The sequence below is a fragment of the Streptomyces sp. NPDC007971 genome (assembly GCF_042958635.1).
In the GTDB taxonomy this organism is placed as follows: domain Bacteria; phylum Actinomycetota; class Actinomycetes; order Streptomycetales; family Streptomycetaceae; genus Streptomyces.
Genome location: NZ_JBIBJK010000001.1, coordinates 1 through 21,256, shown reverse-complemented (window position 1 = coordinate 21,256; position 21,256 = coordinate 1). Strand labels below are relative to the sequence as shown.

Below are 21,256 nucleotides of genomic sequence, written 5' to 3'. Positions count from 1 at the left end.
GGGGGTGGAGCGCGAGGCGCCCCGTCCTGAAGGGGTTACCCCTCTTGTTCCCCGTTCACATAGACGCGAGGAACGCGCGTTCCGATCCGCGTGACGATTTCGTACGCGATCGTGCCGCAGGCCTGCGCCCAGTCCTCGGCGGTGGGCTCGCCCCGGTCGCCGGGGCCGAACAGCACCGCCCGGGCCCCCACTTCGGGTTCGTCCCCGCCCAGGTCGACCACGAACTGGTCCATGGCGACGCGCCCGGCGACGGTCCGCCACTTGCCGTCGACCAGGACCGGCCCGGTGCCGGAGGCGTGCCGCGGGATGCCGTCCGCGTACCCGACCGGAACGAGTCCGAGGGTGGTCGCGCCGGGTGTGACGTAGTGGTGGCCGTAGCTGACGCCGTGGCCGCCCGGCACGTGCTTGACCAGCGCGAGCGAGGCGCTGAGCGTCATCACCGGCCGCAGGCCGAAGTCGGCCGGGGTGCCCAGCTCCGGGCTGGGCGAGATGCCGTACAGGGCGATACCGGTACGGACCAGGTCGAAGTGGGTCTCCGGAAGGGTCAGCGTGGCCGGGGAGTTGGCGAGGTGCCGCACCTCGGGGCGCACGCCCTGCTCCTCGGCGTACGCCACCATCTCGCGGAACCGGGCGAGCTGCGCGTCGATGGAGGGGTGCCCGGGTTCGTCGGCGCAGGCGAGGTGGGACCACAGGCCGGTGACCCGGACCAGTCCCGCGCGCTCGGCGCGCAGGGCCTCGCCGACCAGTTCCGGCCAGTCGGCGGGCTGGCAGCCGTTGCGCCCGAGCCCGGTGTCGGCCTTCAGCTGCACCCGGGCGGGGCGACCCGCCTGCCGGGCCGCCTCCGTCACTTCCCGCAGCGCCCACAACCCGCTGAGCGAGACGTCGATGTCCGCCTCGACGGCCTGCCGCCAGGGCCCGCCCGGCACCCACAGCCAGCACAGGACGCGTGTGTCCAGACCGGCGGCGCGCAGCGCGAGGGCCTCCTCGGGCGTGGCCGTGCCCAGCCAGGTGGCTCCCGCGTCGACGGCCGCGCGGGCGCACGGCACCGCTCCGTGGCCGTACCCGTCGGACTTGACGACGGCCATCAGGGCCGCGCCCTTCGCGCGGGCACGCAGCGCGCGCACATTGGCGCGCAGGGCGGCCAGATCGATCTCGGCCCGGGCGCGCAGGGGCGCGGTCGGCACAGCAGCAGTCTCAGTCATGGCGCCCCCAGTCTCTCAGAGGGCCGCGGCGGCCCCGGGTGCAGTCCTAGCTACCGGGCCGCCGGCCCCACACGTAGACGTGGTCGCCCTTCTTCAGGACGTCCCAGAGCTTGCGCGCGTCGCCGAGCTTGAGGTTGACGCAGCCCATGGAGCCGACGGTGGTGTAGATGGTGCCGTAGACGGCGTGGAAGGCCTCGCCGCCGTCGAAGAACTGGGCGTACGGCATCGGCTCGTTGTAGAGGGTCGACACATGGTTCTTGTGCCGCCAGTAGATGGTGTGCCAGCCCTTGCGGGTGACGTGGGCCGGGCGCCCGCTGCGCATCGGGACCGGCCCGAACACCACCTTGCTGCCCTTCTGCACCCAGGTCAGCTGCCGGTCCAGGTCGACACAGGCGACGCGGTAGGAGCGGGCCGGGCACTTCTTGGCCGCGTTGGGACTCTTCCTGGCCGAGATCAGCATCATCGTCGACCAGGTGACGGGGCCGGCGAAGCCGATGGCCGGCTTGATCTTGTGCTTGACCTGGAAGGCGCGGATGGCCTTGCAGTCGGCCGAGGACTGCTTGCCGTCCGCCTTCCGCCTCAGCCAGCGCTCCACCTGACGCTGATAGGGCCCGGCCTGCTTGCTGCACGTCACCTTCGCGACGGCGTCGTCGAGCGGCACGTACTCGATGAGGTCGTACGTCCCCGGAGCCGCCTCCTTGGGCTCCACGGCGTCCTCGCTCCTGCTGGGCGTGTAGACCTTCGGCGGCAGCGCCTGGTCGGGCGTGTCGATCTGCCAGGGCCTGCCCGGGCCGGGCGGGACACCGGGGACCAGTTCGGGGGCCGGGGCCGGAGCCGGAGCGGAGGTCGGGGGCGCCGGCTCGGCTGCGGGCCGGGGGGCGCCTACGGCGGTTCCGGCCGCCGGGAGGGCGGTCGCGATGGCGAGCAGCACCGCGACGCCTCGATACGCGATTCGTCTGCTGATCATGCAGTCAGCCAATCGCCCGGGCCCGCCGGATCCGGGGTGCCGCGCGGAGGGATCACCCACGGGGGTTGGGAGCTGCCTCCGCTTGATCGAACTCAAGCGGGTCGTGGCGAGCAGGGATGGGCCAGGGACGAGTCAGGGACGGGCCAGGGGCGGGGCAGGGATGGGGCATGTCTGCCGGCGCCGGACGCGCGGACCGCTCCGCGGGGAAGCGAACGAGAGCGAGAGTGTGTGCTGCGCATACGCGACCTTCGCGAGTGTCCCCCCCACACCCGTTCGGGGCGCGTGGCTGGGCAAGAGCCCTGGCATCAGGACTCGCTCCCGCTCGGCCGCCGGGAACGGTGGACCTGGGTACAGCCCCCTGGGCAACCAGGTGCAGTCCGCGCGTACCGCCCGACCGGCATCGTCGAGGGCATGCGAACGAGACAGCGGTGGAAGACGCAGGCGGGGGTCTGTCTGGCGGTCGCCTTCGTGGCGGCCGGGGCTCTGGGTGCCGTGCAGCCGGCGACCGGGATCCCTGCGGAGGTCGTCCAACTGACCCAGTTCGGCCCGGCGCTGGGGGTGGGCGCGGCGGCGCTGCTGTGGCCCTCCCGGACGCGCAGCCTGCTGGCAGACCCCTCGGGGCGTACGACTTCTCCCCCAGGTCGTACGGCCTCTCCTCCGGGGCGTGCCGTCCCTCTCCCGTGGCTGCTCCTCGCCGTGCCTGTCCTGGTCATCCTCCTCTCGGCGGTGCCGTACGCCCTGCTCACGCACACCGCCCACGTCACGGACCCGCGCACCCTCGGCCACCCCTTCCTCCTCATCGCCCTCGCCCAACTGGTCGGTGCCTGCGGTGAGGAGACCGGCTGGCGCTGCTTCCTCCAGCCCCTGCTGCGCACCCGCTTCGGACCGCTCGCCGCGTCGGCGGCGGTCGGGCTGGCGTGGGGCCTGTGGCACGTGCAGGTGCTGGCGCAGAGCCCGGCCTACGCGGCGGGCTTCCTGCTGGCGACGGTCGCGATCTCCGTCACCCTCGGCCTGGCCCTGGAACGGCTCGGCGGCCTTCGCCGTCTGCTCCTCGCGGGCGGCTTCCACGCCCTGGTGAACCTCGGGATGCTGCTGTTCATGGACGAGGAGACGGGCCGGGCCACCCCGATGGTGCTCTTCGGCCTGGCCTGCGCCCTGACGGCGGCCCCCTGGATACGACGCTCCCTGCGGCGCCCGGCGGTTACGATCCCGGCGACCACGGGGTGAACGGGGCGGGGGCATGAGGGCAGGGTTCTTCGGAAGAGACGGCTGGACCGCGCTCGGCCGGTGTCAGCTGCTGTCGCTGTACGGGTTTCTCGTCGCCGGTGCCGGGATGCTGGCGGGCGGGGCGCTGGTGCTGCTGCCGGCCGGGGTCGGTTTCCGGCTGCTGCCGCCCGCGGCCGGGCTGCTGCGCCGGCTGTCCGACCGGTACCGCGCCCGGGCGGCCCGCTGGAGCGGACGCCCCCTCAGCCCGCCCGACCCCCTCCCGCACGGCGCCTCGGCCCGCCGCGCCGGCGCCGCGGTCCTCGGGGACGACGGATTCTGGCGCGATCTGCGCTGGGCGTGGCTGGAGCCGTGGACGGGCGGGCTGCTGGCGGCTCTTCCGCTCGCGCTGGTCGAGTACGGGGTGTTCGGCGCCCTGGTCCAGCCCTTCGTCTGGCGCCGGCTCGGCGACGGCAACTGGTACGCCTTCGTACCGGTCACGTCCACGGCCACCATGATCACGGCCCTGCTGCTGGGCCTGGCCCTGATCGTGGCGGGCCTCGGCCTGGCGCCGGTCATGACGGCCCTGCACGCCCGCCTCACCCACCGCTTCCTCGCCGCCCCGCGCAGCGTCGAACTGACCCGGCGCGTGGCCCGCCTCACCGACACCCGGGCCGCCGCCCAGGACGTCCACGCGGCCGAACTCACCCGCATCGAACGCGATCTGCACGACGGTGCCCAGGCCCGTCTGGTCGCCCTGGGCCTCACCCTGGACCAGGCGACCCGTCTGCTGGAGAGCGACCCCGGCCGATCCCGCGCCCTCCTCCTGGACGTCCGGGCCGCCTCCGAACGGGCGTTGCAGGACCTGCGCGACCTGGTGCACGGCATCCATCCCCCGGTCCTGGCCGACCGGGGCCTGGCCGACGCGGTGCGCTCCCTGGCGCTGGACAGCCATCTGGACGTGGCGGTGGACGCCCGTCTGCCACCGGCCCGTCTTCCCGCGCCCGTCGAGGCGGCGGCCTACTTCGCGGTGTCCGAACTCCTCGCCAACGCGGCCAAGCACGCCGACGCGACAAGGGTGGACATCGCCCTGGCCCACGACGGCCGACACCTGCGCGTGAGCGTCACGGACGACGGCCGCGGCGGAGCGGACGCCTCCGCCGGGACCGGACTGCTGGGCGTGCGGCGCCGGTTGGATACCTTCGACGGCACGCTCGCCCTGCACAGCCCGCCGGGCGGACCGACCACCGCGACCCTGGAGATCCCGTGCGCGTCGTCCTCGCCGAAGACCTCTTCCTCCTCCGTGACGGGCTGACCCGCACCCTGCGCGAGCACGGCTGCGAGGTCGTCGCCTCGGTGGACAACGGCCCCGCGCTGGTCCGGGCACTGGCGCAAACGGACCTGGACGTGGCGGTGATCGACGTCCGGCTGCCGCCGACGCACACCGACGAGGGCCTGAAGGCGGCCCTTCAGGCCCGCCGCAGCCGCCCGGGACTGCCGGTCCTGATCCTCTCCCAGTACGTCGACCCGCTCTACGCCCATGAGTTGCTCGCCTCCGGCGAGGGCTCGGTCGGCTACCTCCTCAAGGACCGCGTCACCCGCACCGCCCAGTTCATCGACGCGCTGCGCACGGTCGCCGCCGGCGGCACGGTGATGGACCCCCAGGTCATCGCCCGGCTCCTGACCCGCAGCGAGAAGCGGGGCCGCACCGACTCGCTGACCCCCCGCGAGCGCGAGGTCCTCGCCCTGATGGCCGAGGGCCGATCCAACGCGGCCGTCGCCCAGGCGCTGCACATCAGCGAGAGCGCGGTGGCCAAACACATCGCGTCGATCTTCGCGAAGCTGCGGATCGAGCAGTCCCCCGAGGACAACCGGCGGGTGCTGGCGGTGCTGGCGTATTTGAAGGGGTGAGACGGGGATCTCTGCGTCGAGACGGCATCCCTGCGTGGAGGCGGAATCCCTGCGTGGAGGACTGGCGGTGGCCCGGGCGGGGTGACCTCCGTTCGTCAGCGGGTCGGGCGGGCGGGTGGGTAGACGTCCCTCCAGGCCTCGGGAATCCGCGCGGCGACGTCATGCGCCCCCGCCGGCGCCCCCTGTGCCGCGAACCGCCCCGCGAGCCCGTGCAGATACGCCGCCACGCTCCCCGCGTCCACCGCGGACAGCCCCGCCGCCAGCAGCGACCCGGCGAGCCCCGACAGCACATCCCCACTGCCGGCCGTGGCCAGCCACCCCGTCCCGGTGGGGTTCACCCGCACCGCGCCGCCCGCGAAGTCGGCGACCAGCGTCGTCGACCCCTTCAGCAGCACGGTCGCCCGGTACACGGCGGCCAGCTCGCGCACCGCGGCCAGCCGGGCCCCCTCGACCTCCTCCCGCCGCACCCCGAGCAGCGCGGCCGCCTCCCCGGCGTGCGGGGTCATCAGCGTCGGCGCCGTACGCCCGCGCACCGCGTCGCGCGCGGCCAGCCGCAGCCCGTCCGCGTCCAGCAGCACCGGCACGTCGATGCCCAGCACCTCCGCCACGGTGGCCGCGTCGTCCCCGGCGCCGGGACCCACCACCCAGGCCTGCACTCGCCCGGCCTTGGCGGGCCCCTCGTCGGAGACCAGTGTCTCGGGGAAGCGGCCGATGACGGCGCCGCCCGCGGGCCCGACGTACCGCACGGCACCGGCGCCGCCCCGCAACGCCCCGAAGACGGCGAGCACGGCGGCCCCGGGATACCGCGAGGACCCGGCGGCGATGCCCACCACCCCCCGCCGGTACTTGTCGCTCTCCGCCGCGGGCACCGGCAGCAGCCGCGCCACGTCCGCGTGCTGCAACGCCTCCAGCTCGGCCTCGGGCGGCAGTGCGAGCCCGATGTCGACCAGTCGCACGGACCCGGCGTACTCGCGCGCCGGATCGATCAGCAGCCCCGGTTTGTGGGTGCCGAAGGTGACGGTGAGATCGGCCCGGACGGCCGTGCCCCGCACCTCCCCGGTGTCCGCCTCGACCCCGCTGGGCAGATCGACGGCGACGACGACGGCCCGGGACCGATCGACGGCGCCGGCGAGCGCCTGAGCGTCCGGCCGCAGCCCGCCCTTCCCGCCGATCCCCACGATGCCGTCCACGACGAGGTCGGCCCGCCCGATCACGTCCTCGGCCGAGCCGGGAGCGACGACCGCCCCGCCCGCCCGGCGCAGGGCCGCGAGGCCACCGGAGTGGGTGCGCCCGGGCGAGAGCAGTACGGCGGTCACGCCGGCCCCGCGGCGGGCCAGCCTCGCCCCCGCGTACAGGGCGTCCCCGCCGTTGTCCCCGCTGCCGACGAGCAGCACCACCCGGCTGCCGTACACCCGCCCGAGCAGGTCGGCGCAGGCGGCGGCCAGCCCGGCGGCGGCCCGCTGCATCAGCGCCCCGTCCGGCAGCCGCGCCATCAGCTCCCGCTCGGCCGCCCTTACCGTCTCCACGCTGTACGCAGTACGCATGGGTCCGAGTCTGCCCCGGAAGGGCCGGTGCCCGCACCCGGCCCGCTCAGCCCTCGGCGATCACCACGGCCGACGCGACCCCGGCGTCATGGCTGAGCGACACGTGCCAGGACTGCACCCCGAGTTCCGCGGCCCGCGCGGCCACGGTCCCTCTCACCCGCAGCCGGGGCTGCCCGGTGTCCTCCACGTACACCTCGGCGTCGGTCCAGTGCAGGCCGCCCGGCGCACCCAGTGCCTTGGCGAGCGCCTCCTTGGCGGCGAACCGCACCGCGAGGGAGGCGATACCGCGCCGCTCCCCGTTGGGCAGCAGCAACTCGCTCTCCAGGAACAGCCGATCGGCCAGCCCCGGCGTCCGGTCCAGCGACACCCGGAACCGATCGATCTCGGCGACGTCGATACCGACTCCGATGATGCTCATGGGGGGCAGCCTACGGTCAGCCGCCTGCGCCGACGGTTACTGCGCGAGAAGGGTGGCCAGCTCCGCCCGGGCGGCCAGCGTGTCGGGGTGGTCCTCGCCGAGCACCCGCGCGCGGTCCTCGCTCACCTCACGCATCTGTGCCACGGCCGTCGCCACGTCGCCGGTCCGGGCGATGACCCGGGCACGCCCGAACCTGGTTCTGATCACCTCCGGGTGGAGGGGGTTGCCGTAACGGGCCAGCCGGTAGGCGATGTAGTGGCGAGTCTCCAGGGTGCGCGGATCGTCGGCGCCGAACTCCCGGATCTGATCGGCCGACTGCATGCGTTGGAGGCGGGACAAGCCCGTGCCTAGTATTGCTCAGGAGTTTTTTCCTGCGGTACGGCCATTCAGCGGGGAGGAAGAATTTGGGCCGCGGTGCGCATGCGTAGCAGCAGCGCAGCACAGAGGCTCGATGTGGCCACCTACCAAGACGGATCATGCAATTCCACATCGCAGTTGTTGATTCTGGCGAAGGGCAGCGGCTTCGACTACCCGGTCTCGTCGTGGCGCCGGTCGACGTGGTGCAGCCCGTCTGCGCACAGCCTGTTTCCCGGACATCGCTCAAACACATGGAGCGCGCCTTCCTGTTCCGGACACCGCGGCAGCTGACGTCGTGAAGCAGGGCGCAATCCGGCGCTGCGAAAGGACACTCGGATGAAGCGATTGATGGTCGTGTACGGGACCAGACCGGAGGCCATAAAGATGGCGCCCGTGATCGAGGCGCTCCGCCAGTCTCCGCTGTTCCACCCGATGGTGACGGTGACCTCCCAGCACCGCGAGTTGCTCGACCAGGTGCATGCATTGTTCGGCATCCGTGCCGAACATGATCTGGACATCCTCACCCACCGCCAGTCCCTGGCCGACATCACCGTGCGCGTACTCGACGGATTGTGTCCACTGCTGCAGCGGGAGGCTCCAGACGCCGTACTGGTCCAGGGCGACACCACGACCGCGTTCGCGGGGGCTCTTGCCGCCTTCTACAGTCGCGTCCCTGTGGTCCACCTGGAGGCGGGTCTACGCACCGGTGATCGGTATGCTCCCTTCCCCGAGGAGATCAACCGTCGGCTTGCCACCCAACTGGCGTCCCTGCACTTGGCGCCTACCCGTCACGCCCGCGACAACCTGCTGCGGAACGGCATCGCCCCGTCATCCGTCGTCGTCACAGGGAACACCGTCATCGATGCCCTGCGCTGGGCTGTCGGATGCAGGGTGGACTACGGGGACCCAGCACTCGCCGACCTCGACGACACGGCTCGCCGGGTTCTGTTGGTGACGGCCCATCGCCGGGAGGCGTGGGGTAACGGCATGGAGTCCATCGGTGGCGCTCTTGCCGATCTCGCACGAAGCGAGCCCGACCTGCTCATTGTGGTACCGCTGCACCCCAACCCGGTGGTGCGGACGGCGATCCGGCCCTGGGTACAGCATCTGGAGAACGTGCGGCTCACGGAACCCCTCGGCTACGGAGCCTTCGCCCATCTGATGAGCCGTGCGCACCTCGTACTCACCGACAGCGGCGGCGTCCAGGAGGAGGGCCCAGGTCTGGGCAAGCCGGTACTGGTCATGCGGGACACCACGGAACGCCCTGAAGCCCTGAGGGCCGGCACCTCTCGGCTGGTGGGGACCGATCGTGAGCGCATAGTGAAGGAGGTGCGGCGGCTCCTGCACGACGGGGCGGCGTACGCAGCGATGGCGAGGGCCGTCAACCCGTACGGCGACGGGCTCGCTGCGGAACGTGCGGTACAGGCGATCGGCCACTGGCTGGGACTGTGCGCGCAGCCCACGGAGTTCGCTGCCGGCGGCGCATCAGCGCCAGAGGTCACGGGTGTCGAACACGGCCTTCCCGCGCAACGCGGTCCGCTTCACCCCTCGGAAGGCATCGTGGTCCACAAGCAGGACGACGACGTCCGCGTCTCGCACGGCGGTAGTGACGTCTACGAGTTCGACCCTGCCCGTGCGTGCCAGTGACTCGGGGAGTGCCTGGAGGTGGGGTTCCGCCACCAGCAGCCGGCCGGCCTGGCGATCGGCCAGCTGCGTGACGACGTGCAGGGCGGGGCTCCCTCTCAGGTCGTCGATGTTCGCCTTGAAGGCGATCCCGAGGCAGGCGATCACCGGATCCTTGAACCGTGCGGCCGTGTGGACGACCTCGCTGAGGATCTGGTCGGGCCGCTCGTCGTTCACCTCGCGAGCGAGGCGGATGAGCCGCGCCTGCTGGGGCGCGGCGGAGACGATGAACCAGGGGTCCACAGCTATGCAGTGCCCGCCGACGCCCGGCCCGGGGCGCAGAATGTCGACGCGGGGGTGCCGGTTGGCCAGGTCGATGACGTCCCCTACGTCGACGCCAAGCTGATCGCAGACTGCGGACAGCTCGTTGGCGAAGGCGATGTTGACGTCCCGGAAAGCGTTCTCGCTCAGCTTGGCAATCTCTGCCGTCGTGGCGTCGGCGAGCAGGCACTCCCCCCTGGTGAACACCTCGTAGAGCTCTCGTGCCCGCTGGGCACAGCCTTCGCTGACACCCCCCACCACCCGGTCGTTGCTCACGATCTCGATCATCGTGCGACCCGGCAGAACACGCTCGGGACAGTAGGCGATCCGAACGTCCGGCACAGCCGCCGTCTCATGAGCGAACGTCAGATCGGGCCGGCTCTTTCCGAACCACCGGGACAATTCCACGGTTGTACCGGGCGGCGAGGTGGACTCCAGAACGACGAGGTCACCCTTCTTGAGCACCCCCGCCAGCGAGGCTGCGGCGGCACGTACGTACGACAGGTCCGCGGTGCGGTCCTCCCGGAGCGGCGTGGGCACGGCGATGACGAAGGCATCGGCAGCCTCGGGCACCGCAGTCGCCCGCAAACGCCCCGTTGCCACGGCCCCTCTCAGCGCCGCGGCCAGGTCGGGCTCAACGAAGGGGACACGGCCGGCGTTGACGAGGTCGACGGTGACGGAGTTTACGTCGACGCCGATGACATCGATTCCGCCGGCAGCGAGGGCGACGGCGGTGGGGAGGCCGATGTAGCCGAGTCCGATGACGCAGACGGTGGAAAACACGAGGTGAATGCCTTCTTGGGGATGGCCCGACGCTCACCGGCCGGATTATGGTGCCGCAACCTGGTTTTGCTGTACCGACGCCGCGACATCAGATCAACAACAAGACAGGGCCCCTGCTGCGTGATGCCGGCCAGGGAATACACGAACAACAACCGCAACCCTTTGCGCGGAACCGGTTACACATGAACATTCGACGCGCGACGAAGCCGAAAGCACCTCAATCCAGTTCGATCGACGCGTCCACATACGTGCGCATTACTCACGGGAATTCTCCTCCCACCAGGCCCCGACGCCCCGCGATCAGGACATGCTCCCGCTCCCGGCCGCCCTCGCCGTGACCGGTGTTCCGTTGCCCGGCGGGCGCCGCGGCCGGCCGAGGGGCGAACGGCACACGGCCGTTCGCCCCGTTCCTCACTCCACCGTCACGGACTTCGCCAGGTTGCGCGGCTGGTCCACCTCGTTGCCCCGGGCGGTGGCCAGCTCGCAGGCGAAGACCTGGAGCGGCACCGTCGCCACCAGCGGCTGCAGCAGGGTCGGAGTCGCCGGGATGCGGATCAGGTGGTCGGCGTACGGGACCACCGCCTCGTCCCCCTCCTCCGCGATGACGATCGTCCGCGCACCCCTCGCCCGGATCTCCTGGATGTTGGAGACGATCTTGTCGTGGAGGACGGACCGGCCGCGGGGCGACGGCACGACCACGACCACCGGCACGTCCTGCTCGATGAGCGCGATCGGCCCGTGCTTCAGCTCGCCCGCCGCGAAGCCCTCCGCGTGCATGTAGGCGAGTTCCTTGAGCTTGAGGGCGCCTTCCAGGGCGACCGGATAGCCCACGTGCCGGCCCAGGAACAGCACCGTGTTCTTGCCGGCCAGCGAGCGCGCGAGTGCCCGGACCGGCTCCATGGTCTCCAGCACCCGCTCGACCTCGCACGAGATCTTCGACAGGTCCCGGATCACCGCCCCGATCTCGTCGCCCCACTTGGTGCCCCGCACCTGGCCCAGGTACAGGGCCACCAGGTAACAGGCGACCAGCTGCGTCAGGAACGCCTTGGTGGAGGCGACGGCCACCTCCGGACCGGCGTGCGTGTACAGCACCGCGTCCGACTCGCGGGGGATCGTCGAGCCGTTGGTGTTGCAGATGGCCAGGACCTTGGAGCCCTGTTCGCGGGCGTGCCTGAGCGCCATCAGGGTGTCCATGGTCTCGCCGGACTGGGAGATGGCGATCACCAGGGAGCGGGAGTCCAGGATCGGATCGCGGTAGCGGAACTCGCTGGCCAGCTCCACCTCGCACGGGATCCGCGTCCAGTGCTCGATGGCGTACTTGGCGATCAGGCCGGCGTGGAAGGCCGTACCGCACGCGACGATGACGACCTTGTCCACCTCGCGCAGCTCGGACGGGGAGATGCGCACCTCGTCGAGGGTGAGCGAGCCGGACGGGTCGATGCGCCCCAGCAGCGTGTCGGCGACCGCCTTGGGCTGCTCGGCGATCTCCTTGAGCATGAAGTAGTCGTAGCCGCCCTTCTCGGCGGCCGAGGCGTCCCAGTCGACGTGGAAGGAGCGGACGTCGGCGGGGCGGCCGTCGAATCCGGTCACCGTCGCGCCGTCGCGGCGCAGCTCCACCACCTGGTCCTGGCCCAGCTCGATCGCCGAGCGCGTGTGGGCGATGAACGCGGCGACATCGGAGGCCAGGAACGCCTCGCCCTCGCCGATGCCCACCACCAGCGGGGAGTTGCGGCGGGCTCCCACGACCACGTCGGGCTCGTCGGCGTGCACGGCGACCAGCGTGAACGCGCCCTCCAGACGCCGGCACACCAGCCGCATCGCCTCCGCCAGGTCGGCACAGGCGGAGAACTCCTCGGCGAGGAGGTGGGCGACGACCTCGGTGTCCGTCTCGGAGGCCAGGTCGTGGCCCCGCTCGGCCAGTTCCGCCCGCAGCACCGCGAAGTTCTCGATGATGCCGTTGTGGACGACGGCGACCCGGCCGGCGTTGTCCAGATGGGGATGCGCGTTCGCGTCCGTCGGGCCGCCATGGGTGGCCCAGCGGGTGTGGCCGATGCCCGTCGAGCCCGTGGGCAGCGGCCGTTCGACCAGTTCCTTCTCCAGGTTGACGAGCTTTCCGGCCTTCTTCGCCGCGGCCAGCCCGCCGTCCGCCGGCACGGCGACGCCCGCCGAGTCGTACCCCCGGTACTCCAGCCGCTTCAGCCCGGCCATGACGACGTCGAGGGCCGACTGCGTTCCTACGTATCCCACGATTCCGCACATGAGCCGCAGCCTACGGTCCGTCAGCCGCTCGAAGTGGCTGGCGCGTGCCCGAAATCGGAAATTCCCGCCGGGGTTCGAGGACCCCGGCGGGTCATTTTCAGCCGAGCTTGGCGATCTGCGCGTCGACGATCTCGGTCGGGAAGTCGAAGTCCTTGCCGGTGGCGGCCGCGGCGATGTTGAGGACCGGGAAGTAGGCGAGGGTGGCGCCCTTGCGCACCACGGCGCCCTTCACCGGCGCCTTCACGCCTTCCTCGGCGTCGACGAACCAGGTCAGGGCGACCGCCTCGTCCGCGCCCTCGGGTGCGGTGCCCGTGGTCACCTTCACGACCTTGGTCTTCTCGCCGTCCACGGTGAAGGAGAAGCCGCCGGCGCACTTCGTCGCGGCCGCCCGCAGGTCCTTCATGGCCTGCTCGGCGCCGCCGTCGTCGTAGGAGGCCAGCGTCTCGACGGTCTTCGACCGGTCGGTGAGGGCGAGCATCTTCTCCTCGGCGCTCGCACCCGCGGCGGGCTTCTTCGCGTCACCCGCCCACGACCGCTTCACCGTGGCGGCGGGCTTGCCGACGTAGGAGCCGACCTGGAGGTAGGCCAGCGGCTTGCACGCGGGGTCGTCCGCCGTGACCTTGTCCTGCGCGATGTCGTCCTGCGCCGGCACCTTGGTGACGACCTTGCCGCTCTTGACGTCCGCCTGCGTGAGCGCGGCCTTCTCCAGCTCGGCGGCGCTCAGCGCCTTGGCGGGGGCCGCCGGGGCGCTCTTGTCCGCCTGGGCCGCCCTGCCGTCGTCCCCCTTGTCGCCGGACGAACCGCCGCAGGCGGTGGCGAGCAGGGCGAGGGCTGCGGCGGAGGCGGCGACGGCAGCGCGACGAAGGACGGTACGTCTCAAGTGAGTGGCTCTTTCTCTTGCGATCCGCTCGACCCACGGGGAGCGGTCGGAGTCCGCGGCGGCCCCGCTGGATCTTTGCCTGCACTTTAGACACAGCGGACTCACAGTTGATCACGCAATTACCACCCGGTATCCATCCGTGACGCCGACGTGATCTTGCAGCCGTTTCCCCCGGCCGGGGCCCCGCACAAGCCCGCACGTCACGCACCCGCCCGCCCGCACGTGACGCACCCCACCCCGCCACCCTGTTCAAACTCCGTTAACAATGGACTGTGATCTCTCCGGTCTCCTCGATGCCCCGGAGCGCCCACCGGTCCCGGCCGGAGGCGACTCCCTACGTCGACCTCACCCGCGCCGAGTGGAGCGCGCTGCGCGACAAGACCCCTCTCCCCCTCACCGCCGAGGAAGTGGAGAAGCTGCGCGGTCTCGGTGACGTCATCGACCTCGACGAGGTGCGGGACATCTATCTCCCGCTCTCCCGCCTCCTCAACCTCTACGTCGGCGCCACGGACGGCCTGCGCGGCGCCCTGAACACCTTCCTCGGCGAGCAGGGCTCCCAGTCCGGCACCCCGTTCGTCATAGGCGTCGCCGGGTCCGTGGCGGTGGGCAAGTCCACCGTGGCCCGTCTGCTCCAGGCCCTCCTGTCCCGCTGGCCGGAACATCCGCGCGTCGAACTGGTCACCACCGACGGCTTCCTGCTGCCCACCAAGGAACTGCAGGCCCGTGGCCTGATGTCACGGAAAGGATTCCCCGAGTCGTACGACCGCCGGGCGCTGACCCGCTTCGTCGCGGACATCAAGGCCGGCAAGGACGAGGTGTCTGCCCCCGTCTACTCCCACCTCATCTACGACATCGTCGCGGGCGAGAAGCTCACCGTCCGCCGCCCCGACATCCTGATCGTCGAAGGGCTCAACGTCCTCCAGCCCGCCCTGCCCGGCAAGGACGGCCGCACCCGGGTCGGCCTCGCCGACTACTTCGACTTCAGCGTGTACGTCGACGCGAGCGGCGAGGACATCGAGCGGTGGTACCTCAACCGCTTCAGGAAACTGCGCCAGACCGCCTTCCAGGACCCCGACTCGTACTTCCGCAAGTACACGCAGGTGTCCGAGGAGGAGGCGCTCGACTACGCGCGCACGCTGTGGCGCACCATCAACAGGCCCAACCTCGTGGAGAACATCGCTCCCACCCGCGGCCGGGCCGGCCTGGTCGTCCGCAAGGGACCGGACCACAAGGTCCAGCGGCTGCGGCTGCGCAAGCTGTAGGCACCGCCGCTGCCCGGCCCAAAAGCGTCTTCGGGCCGGGCAGCGTGAGTACACCTCGCGGGCGGGCAGCTCCTAGAGCCGCCGCTCGCAGTTCGAGGCGATGTTGTCGCCGGGGTCGGCGAACACCGTGTCGTTGCCGCCGTTGCAGTTCACCGTGTCACCGCCGGCGTGGTCCTCCACGCCGATCGTGTCGTTGCCGCCGTTGGTGGTCACCTTGTCGATGCCCGTGCCGGCGTCGACGGTGGTGTTGACCGGAACATCGGCCGTGGCGGTGTCGTTCTGGTCGTCCAGCGCGATGGCGAGCCGGTTGACGGTGGTGATGCTGCCGCAGTCGGCTGTGGTGGCGGACACCCGTGTGCACCCCGGACCTATCGCGACGCCCGTGGTGTCCGTGAGGAGCAGATGGTTGCTGCCGGACACGGTGGCCGTGACCTGGTTCTGCACGCCGCTGCGCGCCTGGAGTCCGGCAAGGCCACCGAAGATGCGGAACGCCGTGGAGCCCGGTGTCTGGGCGGCGGCCGGAGTGGCGAACGAAACGACGACGAGACCCGCGACGAGGGCCGGACCGGCCGCTCGCCTCAGGGTGCTGCTCATGATCTTCATACTGTGCTGCTCTCTTCCGTCGAGGCAGGGCGCCAGGCAGGCCCCTCTACAGAAGTGAAACAACCAGTGACCACGCATGCACTCTTAGTTGCGTTCCTTCGGGTGACGCAACCGGGGCGGAGCCGTCTTCGGCCCCGCCGTGCGCCGCCGGGGCCGAAGACGGCTCCGCCCCGGACGGGCATCCCGCGGAACTAGCCCAGCGCCGACTTCACCGCGTCGGCCAGACGGCCCGCGACCGACCGCGCCTGGTCGATGTCGGCCGCCTCGACCATCACCCGCACCAGCGGCTCCGTACCGGAGGGCCGGAGCAGCACCCGCCCCGTCCCGCCGAGTTCACGCTCGGCCTCGGCGACGGCGGCGGCCAGGTCGGCGGACGTCCTCACCCGCGACCTGTCCACGTCGGGGACGTTGATCAGCACCTGCGGCAGCCGCTCCATCACGGAGGCCAGCTCACGCAGCGTACGGCCGGTCTGGGCGACCCGGGCGGCCAGCAGCAGGCCCGTCAGCGTGCCGTCGCCGGTCGTCGCGTGGTCGAGGATGATCACGTGCCCGGACTGCTCGCCACCGAGGGCGAAGCCGTGCTCCTTCATCTCCTCCAGCACGTACCGGTCGCCCACGGCGGTCTGCACGAGCCGGATGCCGGCCCGCTCCATCGCCAGCTTGAAGCCGAGATTGGACATGACCGTGGCGACGACGGTGTCGGAGCGCAGCTCGTCCCGCTCCCGCAGCGCCAGCGCGAGCACGGCGAGGATCTGGTCACCGTCCACCTCCTCACCGGTGTGGTCCACGGCCAGGCAGCGGTCGGCGTCCCCGTCGTGCGCGATGCCGAAGGCGGCACCGTGTTCGAGGACCGCGGCCTTGAGCTTGTCCAGGTGGGTGGAGCCGCAGCCGTCGTTGATGTTGAGCCCGTCCGGCTCGGTACCGATCGTGACGATCTCGGCGCCGGCCCGCGAGAACGCCGCCGGCGAGACCCCCGCGGCCGCACCGTGCGCCTCGTCCAGGACGACCTTCAGGCCGTCCAGCCGGTTCGGCAGCGCCGACAGCAGATGGCCGACGTACTGCTCGAAGCCCTCGTCGTACGACCGCACCCGCCCGACGCCGGCACCGGTGGGCCGCTGCCAGGGCTCACCGTGGCGGTGGGACTCGTAGACGGCCTCGATCCGGTCCTCCAGCTCGTCGGCGAGCTTGTGGCCGCCTCGGGCGAAGAACTTGATGCCGTTGTCCGGCATGGCGTTGTGGCTGGCGGAGAGCATCACGCCGAGGTCGGCGCCGAGCGCGCCGGTCAGGTACGCCACCGCGGGCGTCGGCAGCACGCCCACGGTCAGCACGTCCACACCGGCGCTGGCCAGGCCCGCGACCACGGCCGCCTGAAGGAACTCCCCGGAGGCACGCGGGTCCCGTCCGACCACCGCCGTCGGCCTGTGGCCCTCGAAGGTGCCCGCCTCGGCCAGCACGTGCGCCGCCGCGACGGACAGGCCGAGCGCCATCTCGGCCGTCAGGTCCGCGTTGGCGACACCGCGCACGCCGTCCGTACCGAAGAGTCGTCCCACGTGTCCTCCTGAGGAAGCGTCCTGGCTGCCATGAATGGTGGCAGACGCCGGGTCATCCGATCACACCAGCCGTTGAGCGTCTTGTGTCGTTATACGCCCTTGGCCGGGATAAACGAACGCCCCGACGGCACATGTGGCGTGCCGCCGGGGCGTTCGGAGTACGAGCAGGCAGCTGCTGTTTAGCGCTTGCTGTACTGCGGGGCCTTGCGGGCCTTCTTCAGACCGGCCTTCTTGCGCTCGACCGCACGGTCGTCGCGCTTGAGGAAGCCGGCCTTCTTCAGCGGGCCGCGGTTGTTGTCGACGTCGGCCTCGTTCAGCGCACGGGCGACACCGAGACGGAGCGCACCGGCCTGACCGGAGACACCGCCACCGGCGATGCGGGCGATGACGTCGTAACGACCCTCGAGCTCGAGCACCTTGAAGGGCTCGTTGACTTCCTGCTGGTGCACCTTGTTCGGGAAGTAGTCCTCGAGGGTGCGACCGTTGATCTTCCACTTGCCGGTGCCCGGAACGATCCGGACGCGGGCGATGGCGTTCTTGCGACGGCCCAGGCCGGCAGCCGGCTGGGGCTCGCCGAAGCGCGAGGCGAGGGACTCGGAGGTGTACTCACCCTCCACCGGAACCTCGGACTCGGTGGTGTAGCTGTCGATGTCGACGAGCTCAGTCTCTTCGACCGGCTGCTCAACGGTGGTCTCGGCCACGATTCTCCTCAGATTCTCTTCAGTCTTAGGGGGTGGCCGGACTTACTGCGCGACCTGGGTGATCTCGAACGGCACCGGCTGCTGCGCAGCGTGCGGGTGCACGTCACCCTTGTAGACCTTCAGCTTCGAGAGCATCTGACGGCCCAGCGTGTTCTTGGGGAGCATGCCCTTGACGGCCTTCTCGATGGCCTTCTCGGGGTTCTTGTCCAGCAGCTCGTCGTAGCGGACGGAGCGCAGACCGCCCGGGTAGCCGGAGTGGCGGTACGCCATCTTCTGGGTCCGCTTGTTGCCGGACAGGTGCACCTTGTCGGCGTTGATGATGACGACGAAGTCACCGGTGTCGACGTGGGGGGCGTAGATCGGCTTGTGCTTGCCCCGCAGGAGGGACGCAGCGGTGGTGGCGAGACGGCCCAGGACGACGTCCTGAGCGTCAATAACGTGCCACTGACGAGTCACATCGCCGGGCTTAGGGCTGTACGTACGCACTTCGCAGCCTTCTTCTTCAGGGATGGGTGCTGACACATGGCATCACTGAAGCGATCGTGCAGCTGGGGACGACAAATATGCCGGGAACGCTGCCCGTATGCCGCCCACTGGTAACTGCTCCAGGGAACCTAGGTAAGGGCCTCTCGCGTGAGAACGAGCGAGCCAATACACAACGAAGAGGCAGAATACCTGGACGCCCCCGGACGGGTCAAAACGAGGCATGCCGACGGCCGCACGCCGGACAAACAAGGCATGCCGACCGACGCACACCAGCACCCGTCGGCCCCCGTCTAAGATGCGCCCCATGAGTTACGGGCAGGGGGGACCCCAGTCTCAGTGGGATCCCTGGAAACCGCATTCCCAGCAGCCCTGGAGCAGCGGCGGCGACGACGGGACTCCGGACTGGGCCGCGCTCGCCGAGGCCTCGGAGACACGGAACAAGCGCCGCAGGCTGCTGTTCATAGGCGGCGGGGCGCTGGCCACGATCGCGATCGGCACCGCCGTCGCGATGGCCGTCGTCTCCGCGAACGGCGACAACAAGGCCTCCGGTCAGCCCACCAAGCTGCCCGCCACCGCCGCACTGCCGAGCGGCTCGGCCACCGCGCCGTCCTTCGCCCCCACCAGCGCCCCGCCTCCGCTGGACCCGAAGGACTTCATTTCCAGCGTGAAGAAGGACACCGCCCCGCTGAGCCCCGACAGCCTGTTCCCGGGCACCCAGCTGACCATGGGCAGCACGGTGTACAAGAAGGGCCCGACGGCGGACACCAAGAGCTGTGCCACTGCCGCCGGCGGCACCCTGCCCAAGGTCCTCACCGGCAACGGCTGCACCCGCCTGATGCGCGCCACCTACACCGACGGCGGCACCGCGGTCACGGTCGGCGTGGCCGTCTTCGACACCGCGGCCCAGGCGGCGAAGGCCAAGGCCCAGACCAACGACCAGAGCATCGTGCACTCGCTGTTCGGCAAGGGCGTCAAGCCCTTCTGCGACGGGGCGTTCTGCCGCTCGACGAGAAACGCCTACGGCCGCTACGCCTACTTCACGATCACCGGCTTCCTCAACGGCAAGGACGTGACCAAGAAGGACACGAAGGCCTTCTCCGCCGGTGACGACCTGGCGGAGTTCACCTTCCGCCAGATCAACCGCCGTGGCGAGGCACAGGCCTCGGCGGCCGCGGCCCAGTAGCTCTCAGCAGCACCCCGCCGACGGAAGCGAGCGCTTGTTCCGCGCCTCCAGGTTCCGTGCGGCCAGCAGTTCGTCGGCGGGGTAGCCCACCTCCTCCAGCGTCAGCCCGTGCGGTCGCACGACATGCACGGCCGAGTCGCGGACGCCCGCGGCCAGCACCTTTCCGGGCCACTCGGGTCCGCGGTGCCCGTCCCCGACGAACAGCAGCGCGCCGATCAGCGAGCGCACCATGTTGTGGCAGAACGCATCGGCCCGGACGGTCGCGGTGATGATCCCGTCGGCGTCGCGCGCCAGGCTCAGCTCCTGGAGCGTACGGATCGTGGTCGCGCCCTCACGCTTCTTGCAGTACGCGGCGAAGTCGTGCTCGCCGAGCAGCGCCCGCGCCGCCTCGTTCATGGCGTCCACGTCGAGCGGCCAGTCGTGCCACAGGACGTGGCCGCGCAGCAGAGGGTCCACTCCCCCGGGATTGTCGGTGACGCGGTACGCGTAGCGCCGCCAGACGGCCGAGAAACGGGCGTTGAAGCCCGCAGGGGCCTCGGTCAGGCTCCACACCCGCACGTCCTTGGAAAGCCGCCCGGCGAGCCGCTTGAGCAGCTTCTCGCGGTGCTCCGCCCACAGCTCCCCGGGCAGATCGACGTGCGCGACCTGACCGCGGGCGTGCACACCGGCGTCCGTCCGGCCGGCGACGGTCAGCTCGTACGTCTCCTTCGACCGGGTCACCGTGCGCAGGGCGTCCTCGATCTCCCCCTGCACGGTCCGCTTCCCGCCGGCCTGCTTGGCCCAGCCGTGGAAGCCGGAGCCGTCGTACGACAGGTCGAGGCGGATACGGACGTGACCGGGCTGTACTTCACTCACAAACAGATCCTCTCAAGCTCCGGCCTCTGCCCGGTACGCGAAAGCGGGCCCGCCCCGAAGGGCGAACCCGCTTCCCGCGTCAGGCAGAGCCTCAGGCGTCCTTGGACTCCTCGGCCGGAGCCTCGGCGGCGTCCTCGACCTTGGTCTCCTCGACCTTGGCCTCCTCGGCCTCCTTCACCGCACGCTTGGTGGCGGCCTCGGCCTCACCGGTCGCCTGCTGGGCGACGGTCAGCGCCTCGACAAGCTCGATGACGGCCATGGGCGCGTTGTCGCCACGGCGGTTACCGATCTTGGTGATGCGGGTGTAGCCACCGGGACGGTTCTCGTACCGCGGGCCGATCTCGGTGAAGAGCGTGTGGACGATGCTCTTGTCCGTGATGACCTGGAGCACCTGACGGCGGTTGTGAAGGTCGCCCTTCTTCGCCTTGGTGACCAGACGCTCGGCGTACGGGCGCAGGCGGCGCGCCTTCGCCTCGGTGGTGGTGATGCGGCCGTGCTCGAACAGCGACTTCGCGAGGTTCGCGAGGAGCAGCTTCTCGTGCGCGGCGCTGCCGCCCAGACGGGCACCCTTGGTGGGCTTCGGCATGGTTCTTCTCCTGTGTGTCTGCCCCGGCCGTGTCAGGTACCGGAGTCAGTATCCGAGCAGACGGTTGTCTGTCGGAGATCCGGGCAGTGCCCCGAAGGGGCCTGCTCGGAAGGGGCGCGGGGAACTGCGCGACAAGCAGCGTACCCGCGCCCGAAATCGGACCGTGAGGCCCGAGCTCTTAATACTGCTCGGTCTCCACGAAGCCCGCGTCCGCATCGTCATCGGCGCCGAAGGCGTCAGCCGCGGCGGTGGGGTCGAATCCGGGCGGGCTGTCCTTGAGGGCCAGGCCCATGCCGGCCAGCTTCGCCTTGACCTCGTCGATCGACTTCGCACCGAAGTTGCGGATGTCGAGGAGGTCCGCCTCGGAACGCGCAACGAGCTCACCCACGGAGTGGATGCCCTCACGCTTGAGGCAGTTGTAGGAGCGGACCGTGAGCTCCAGCTCCTCGATCGGCAGCGCCAGGTCCGCGGCCAGGGCGGCGTCCGTCGGGGACGGACCCATGTCGATGCCCTCGGCGTCGATGTTCAGCTCGCGGGCGAGACCGAACAGCTCGACCAGGGT

20 protein-coding genes and 1 pseudogene are annotated in these 21,256 nt (G+C 70.9%); 6 read left to right on the top strand and 15 right to left on the bottom strand.

The features are described from left to right. Positions 1 to 35: 35 nt before the first annotated feature. Together alr and ACFZCP_RS00100 are read right to left on the bottom strand one after the other, a co-directional pair. Positions 36 to 1,202 carry an alanine racemase gene (gene alr / locus ACFZCP_RS00105; RefSeq protein ID WP_391422635.1) on the bottom strand — a complete coding sequence of 389 codons (1,167 nt, stop codon included), beginning with the start codon at positions 1,200 to 1,202 and terminating at the stop codon, positions 36 to 38. Between the two features lie 46 nt (positions 1,203 to 1,248). Further along, a complete protein-coding gene (locus ACFZCP_RS00100) occupies positions 1,249 to 2,169 on the bottom strand; it encodes a L,D-transpeptidase family protein (RefSeq protein ID WP_391422633.1) in 921 nt (306 codons plus the stop codon). A gap of 411 nt (positions 2,170 to 2,580) precedes the next feature. Here ACFZCP_RS00100 and ACFZCP_RS00095 point away from each other — a divergent pair, with 411 nt between their 5' ends. Genes ACFZCP_RS00095 through ACFZCP_RS00085 form a run of 3 tightly spaced genes read left to right on the top strand, consistent with a single transcriptional unit; the run spans position 2,581 to position 5,283 of the window. Then, positions 2,581 to 3,396 carry a type II CAAX prenyl endopeptidase Rce1 family protein gene (locus ACFZCP_RS00095; RefSeq protein WP_391422631.1) on the top strand — a complete coding sequence of 272 codons (816 nt, stop codon included), beginning with the start codon at positions 2,581 to 2,583 and terminating at the stop codon, positions 3,394 to 3,396. 13 nt (positions 3,397 to 3,409) lie between these two features. After that, the gene (locus ACFZCP_RS00090; RefSeq protein ID WP_391422629.1) at positions 3,410 to 4,687 is read left to right on the top strand and encodes a sensor domain-containing protein; all 1,278 of its coding nucleotides are present in this window, start codon (positions 3,410 to 3,412) and stop codon (positions 4,685 to 4,687) included. After that, positions 4,639 to 5,283 carry a response regulator transcription factor gene (locus ACFZCP_RS00085; protein ID WP_362694154.1) on the top strand — a complete coding sequence of 215 codons (645 nt, stop codon included), beginning with the start codon at positions 4,639 to 4,641 and terminating at the stop codon, positions 5,281 to 5,283. The genes ACFZCP_RS00090 and ACFZCP_RS00085 overlap by 49 nt, the downstream gene beginning before the upstream one ends. A gap of 95 nt (positions 5,284 to 5,378) precedes the next feature. Here the strand turns inward: ACFZCP_RS00085 and ACFZCP_RS00080 are convergent, their stop codons facing one another. The 3 genes from ACFZCP_RS00080 to ACFZCP_RS00070 are packed head-to-tail and all read right to left on the bottom strand — an operon-like array spanning position 5,379 to position 7,566. Then, entirely contained in the window at positions 5,379 to 6,827 is a 1,449-nt protein-coding gene (locus ACFZCP_RS00080; protein ID WP_362694157.1) for an NAD(P)H-hydrate dehydratase, read from the bottom strand. Positions 6,828 to 6,873: 46 nt separating this feature from the next. Further along, the gene (locus tag ACFZCP_RS00075) at positions 6,874 to 7,245 is read right to left on the bottom strand and encodes a holo-ACP synthase (RefSeq protein WP_362694160.1); all 372 of its coding nucleotides are present in this window, start codon (positions 7,243 to 7,245) and stop codon (positions 6,874 to 6,876) included. A gap of 36 nt (positions 7,246 to 7,281) precedes the next feature. Beyond that, entirely contained in the window at positions 7,282 to 7,566 is a 285-nt protein-coding gene (locus ACFZCP_RS00070; RefSeq protein WP_391422626.1) for a hypothetical protein, read from the bottom strand. Positions 7,567 to 7,938: 372 nt separating this feature from the next. Between ACFZCP_RS00070 and wecB the strand changes: the two genes are divergently transcribed. Then, complete coding sequence (wecB, locus tag ACFZCP_RS00065) at positions 7,939 to 9,249, top strand: non-hydrolyzing UDP-N-acetylglucosamine 2-epimerase (RefSeq protein WP_391422624.1); 1,311 nt, start codon at positions 7,939 to 7,941, stop codon at positions 9,247 to 9,249. Here wecB and wecC read toward each other — a convergent pair. The 3 genes and pseudogenes from wecC to ACFZCP_RS00050 form a co-directional block, all read right to left on the bottom strand. Continuing rightward, positions 9,151 to 10,329: pseudogene (gene wecC, locus ACFZCP_RS00060) on the bottom strand (UDP-N-acetyl-D-mannosamine dehydrogenase); the annotation flags it as partial. The gene wecB and the pseudogene wecC overlap by 99 nt on opposite strands. Positions 10,330 to 10,740: 411 nt before the next feature. Then, entirely contained in the window at positions 10,741 to 12,588 is a 1,848-nt protein-coding gene (glmS, locus tag ACFZCP_RS00055; protein WP_362694172.1) for a glutamine--fructose-6-phosphate transaminase (isomerizing), read from the bottom strand. A gap of 97 nt (positions 12,589 to 12,685) precedes the next feature. Further along, positions 12,686 to 13,468, bottom strand: a complete 783-nt coding sequence (locus ACFZCP_RS00050) for a hypothetical protein (RefSeq protein WP_391422622.1) — start codon at positions 13,466 to 13,468, stop codon at positions 12,686 to 12,688. 293 nt (positions 13,469 to 13,761) lie between these two features. Here ACFZCP_RS00050 and coaA point away from each other — a divergent pair, with 293 nt between their 5' ends. Continuing rightward, complete coding sequence (gene coaA, locus ACFZCP_RS00045; RefSeq protein WP_391423658.1) at positions 13,762 to 14,730, top strand: type I pantothenate kinase; 969 nt, start codon at positions 13,762 to 13,764, stop codon at positions 14,728 to 14,730. A 72-nt stretch (positions 14,731 to 14,802) separates the two neighbouring features. On the opposite strand, the gene ACFZCP_RS00040 is transcribed toward coaA, so the two are convergent. From ACFZCP_RS00040 to rplM, 4 genes are all read right to left on the bottom strand, one after another. Beyond that, positions 14,803 to 15,324 (bottom strand): hypothetical protein, encoded by a 522-nt coding sequence (locus tag ACFZCP_RS00040; RefSeq protein WP_391422620.1) that lies wholly within the window; start codon positions 15,322 to 15,324, stop codon positions 14,803 to 14,805. A 200-nt stretch (positions 15,325 to 15,524) separates the two neighbouring features. After that, positions 15,525 to 16,883 carry a phosphoglucosamine mutase gene (gene glmM, locus ACFZCP_RS00035; RefSeq protein ID WP_391422618.1) on the bottom strand — a complete coding sequence of 453 codons (1,359 nt, stop codon included), beginning with the start codon at positions 16,881 to 16,883 and terminating at the stop codon, positions 15,525 to 15,527. 179 nt (positions 16,884 to 17,062) lie between these two features. Further along, positions 17,063 to 17,584 (bottom strand): 30S ribosomal protein S9, encoded by a 522-nt coding sequence (gene rpsI, locus ACFZCP_RS00030; protein WP_030950653.1) that lies wholly within the window; start codon positions 17,582 to 17,584, stop codon positions 17,063 to 17,065. Between the two features lie 42 nt (positions 17,585 to 17,626). Continuing rightward, entirely contained in the window at positions 17,627 to 18,070 is a 444-nt protein-coding gene (gene rplM / locus ACFZCP_RS00025) for a 50S ribosomal protein L13 (protein ID WP_317444892.1), read from the bottom strand. A 304-nt stretch (positions 18,071 to 18,374) separates the two neighbouring features. Between rplM and ACFZCP_RS00020 the strand changes: the two genes are divergently transcribed. Continuing rightward, the gene (locus ACFZCP_RS00020; protein WP_391422615.1) at positions 18,375 to 19,253 is read left to right on the top strand and encodes a hypothetical protein; all 879 of its coding nucleotides are present in this window, start codon (positions 18,375 to 18,377) and stop codon (positions 19,251 to 19,253) included. Between the two features lie 3 nt (positions 19,254 to 19,256). On the opposite strand, the gene truA is transcribed toward ACFZCP_RS00020, so the two are convergent. The 3 genes from truA to ACFZCP_RS00005 all read right to left on the bottom strand — a co-directional run. Beyond that, positions 19,257 to 20,108 carry a tRNA pseudouridine(38-40) synthase TruA gene (gene truA / locus ACFZCP_RS00015; RefSeq protein WP_362694192.1) on the bottom strand — a complete coding sequence of 284 codons (852 nt, stop codon included), beginning with the start codon at positions 20,106 to 20,108 and terminating at the stop codon, positions 19,257 to 19,259. A 91-nt stretch (positions 20,109 to 20,199) separates the two neighbouring features. Beyond that, positions 20,200 to 20,694, bottom strand: coding sequence for a 50S ribosomal protein L17 (gene rplQ, locus ACFZCP_RS00010; protein WP_362694195.1), 495 nt, complete (start codon positions 20,692 to 20,694; stop codon positions 20,200 to 20,202). A 178-nt stretch (positions 20,695 to 20,872) separates the two neighbouring features. Continuing rightward, the coding region (locus ACFZCP_RS00005; protein WP_324612174.1) for a DNA-directed RNA polymerase subunit alpha C-terminal domain-containing protein at positions 20,873 to 21,256 on the bottom strand (384 nt) is incomplete at its 5' end.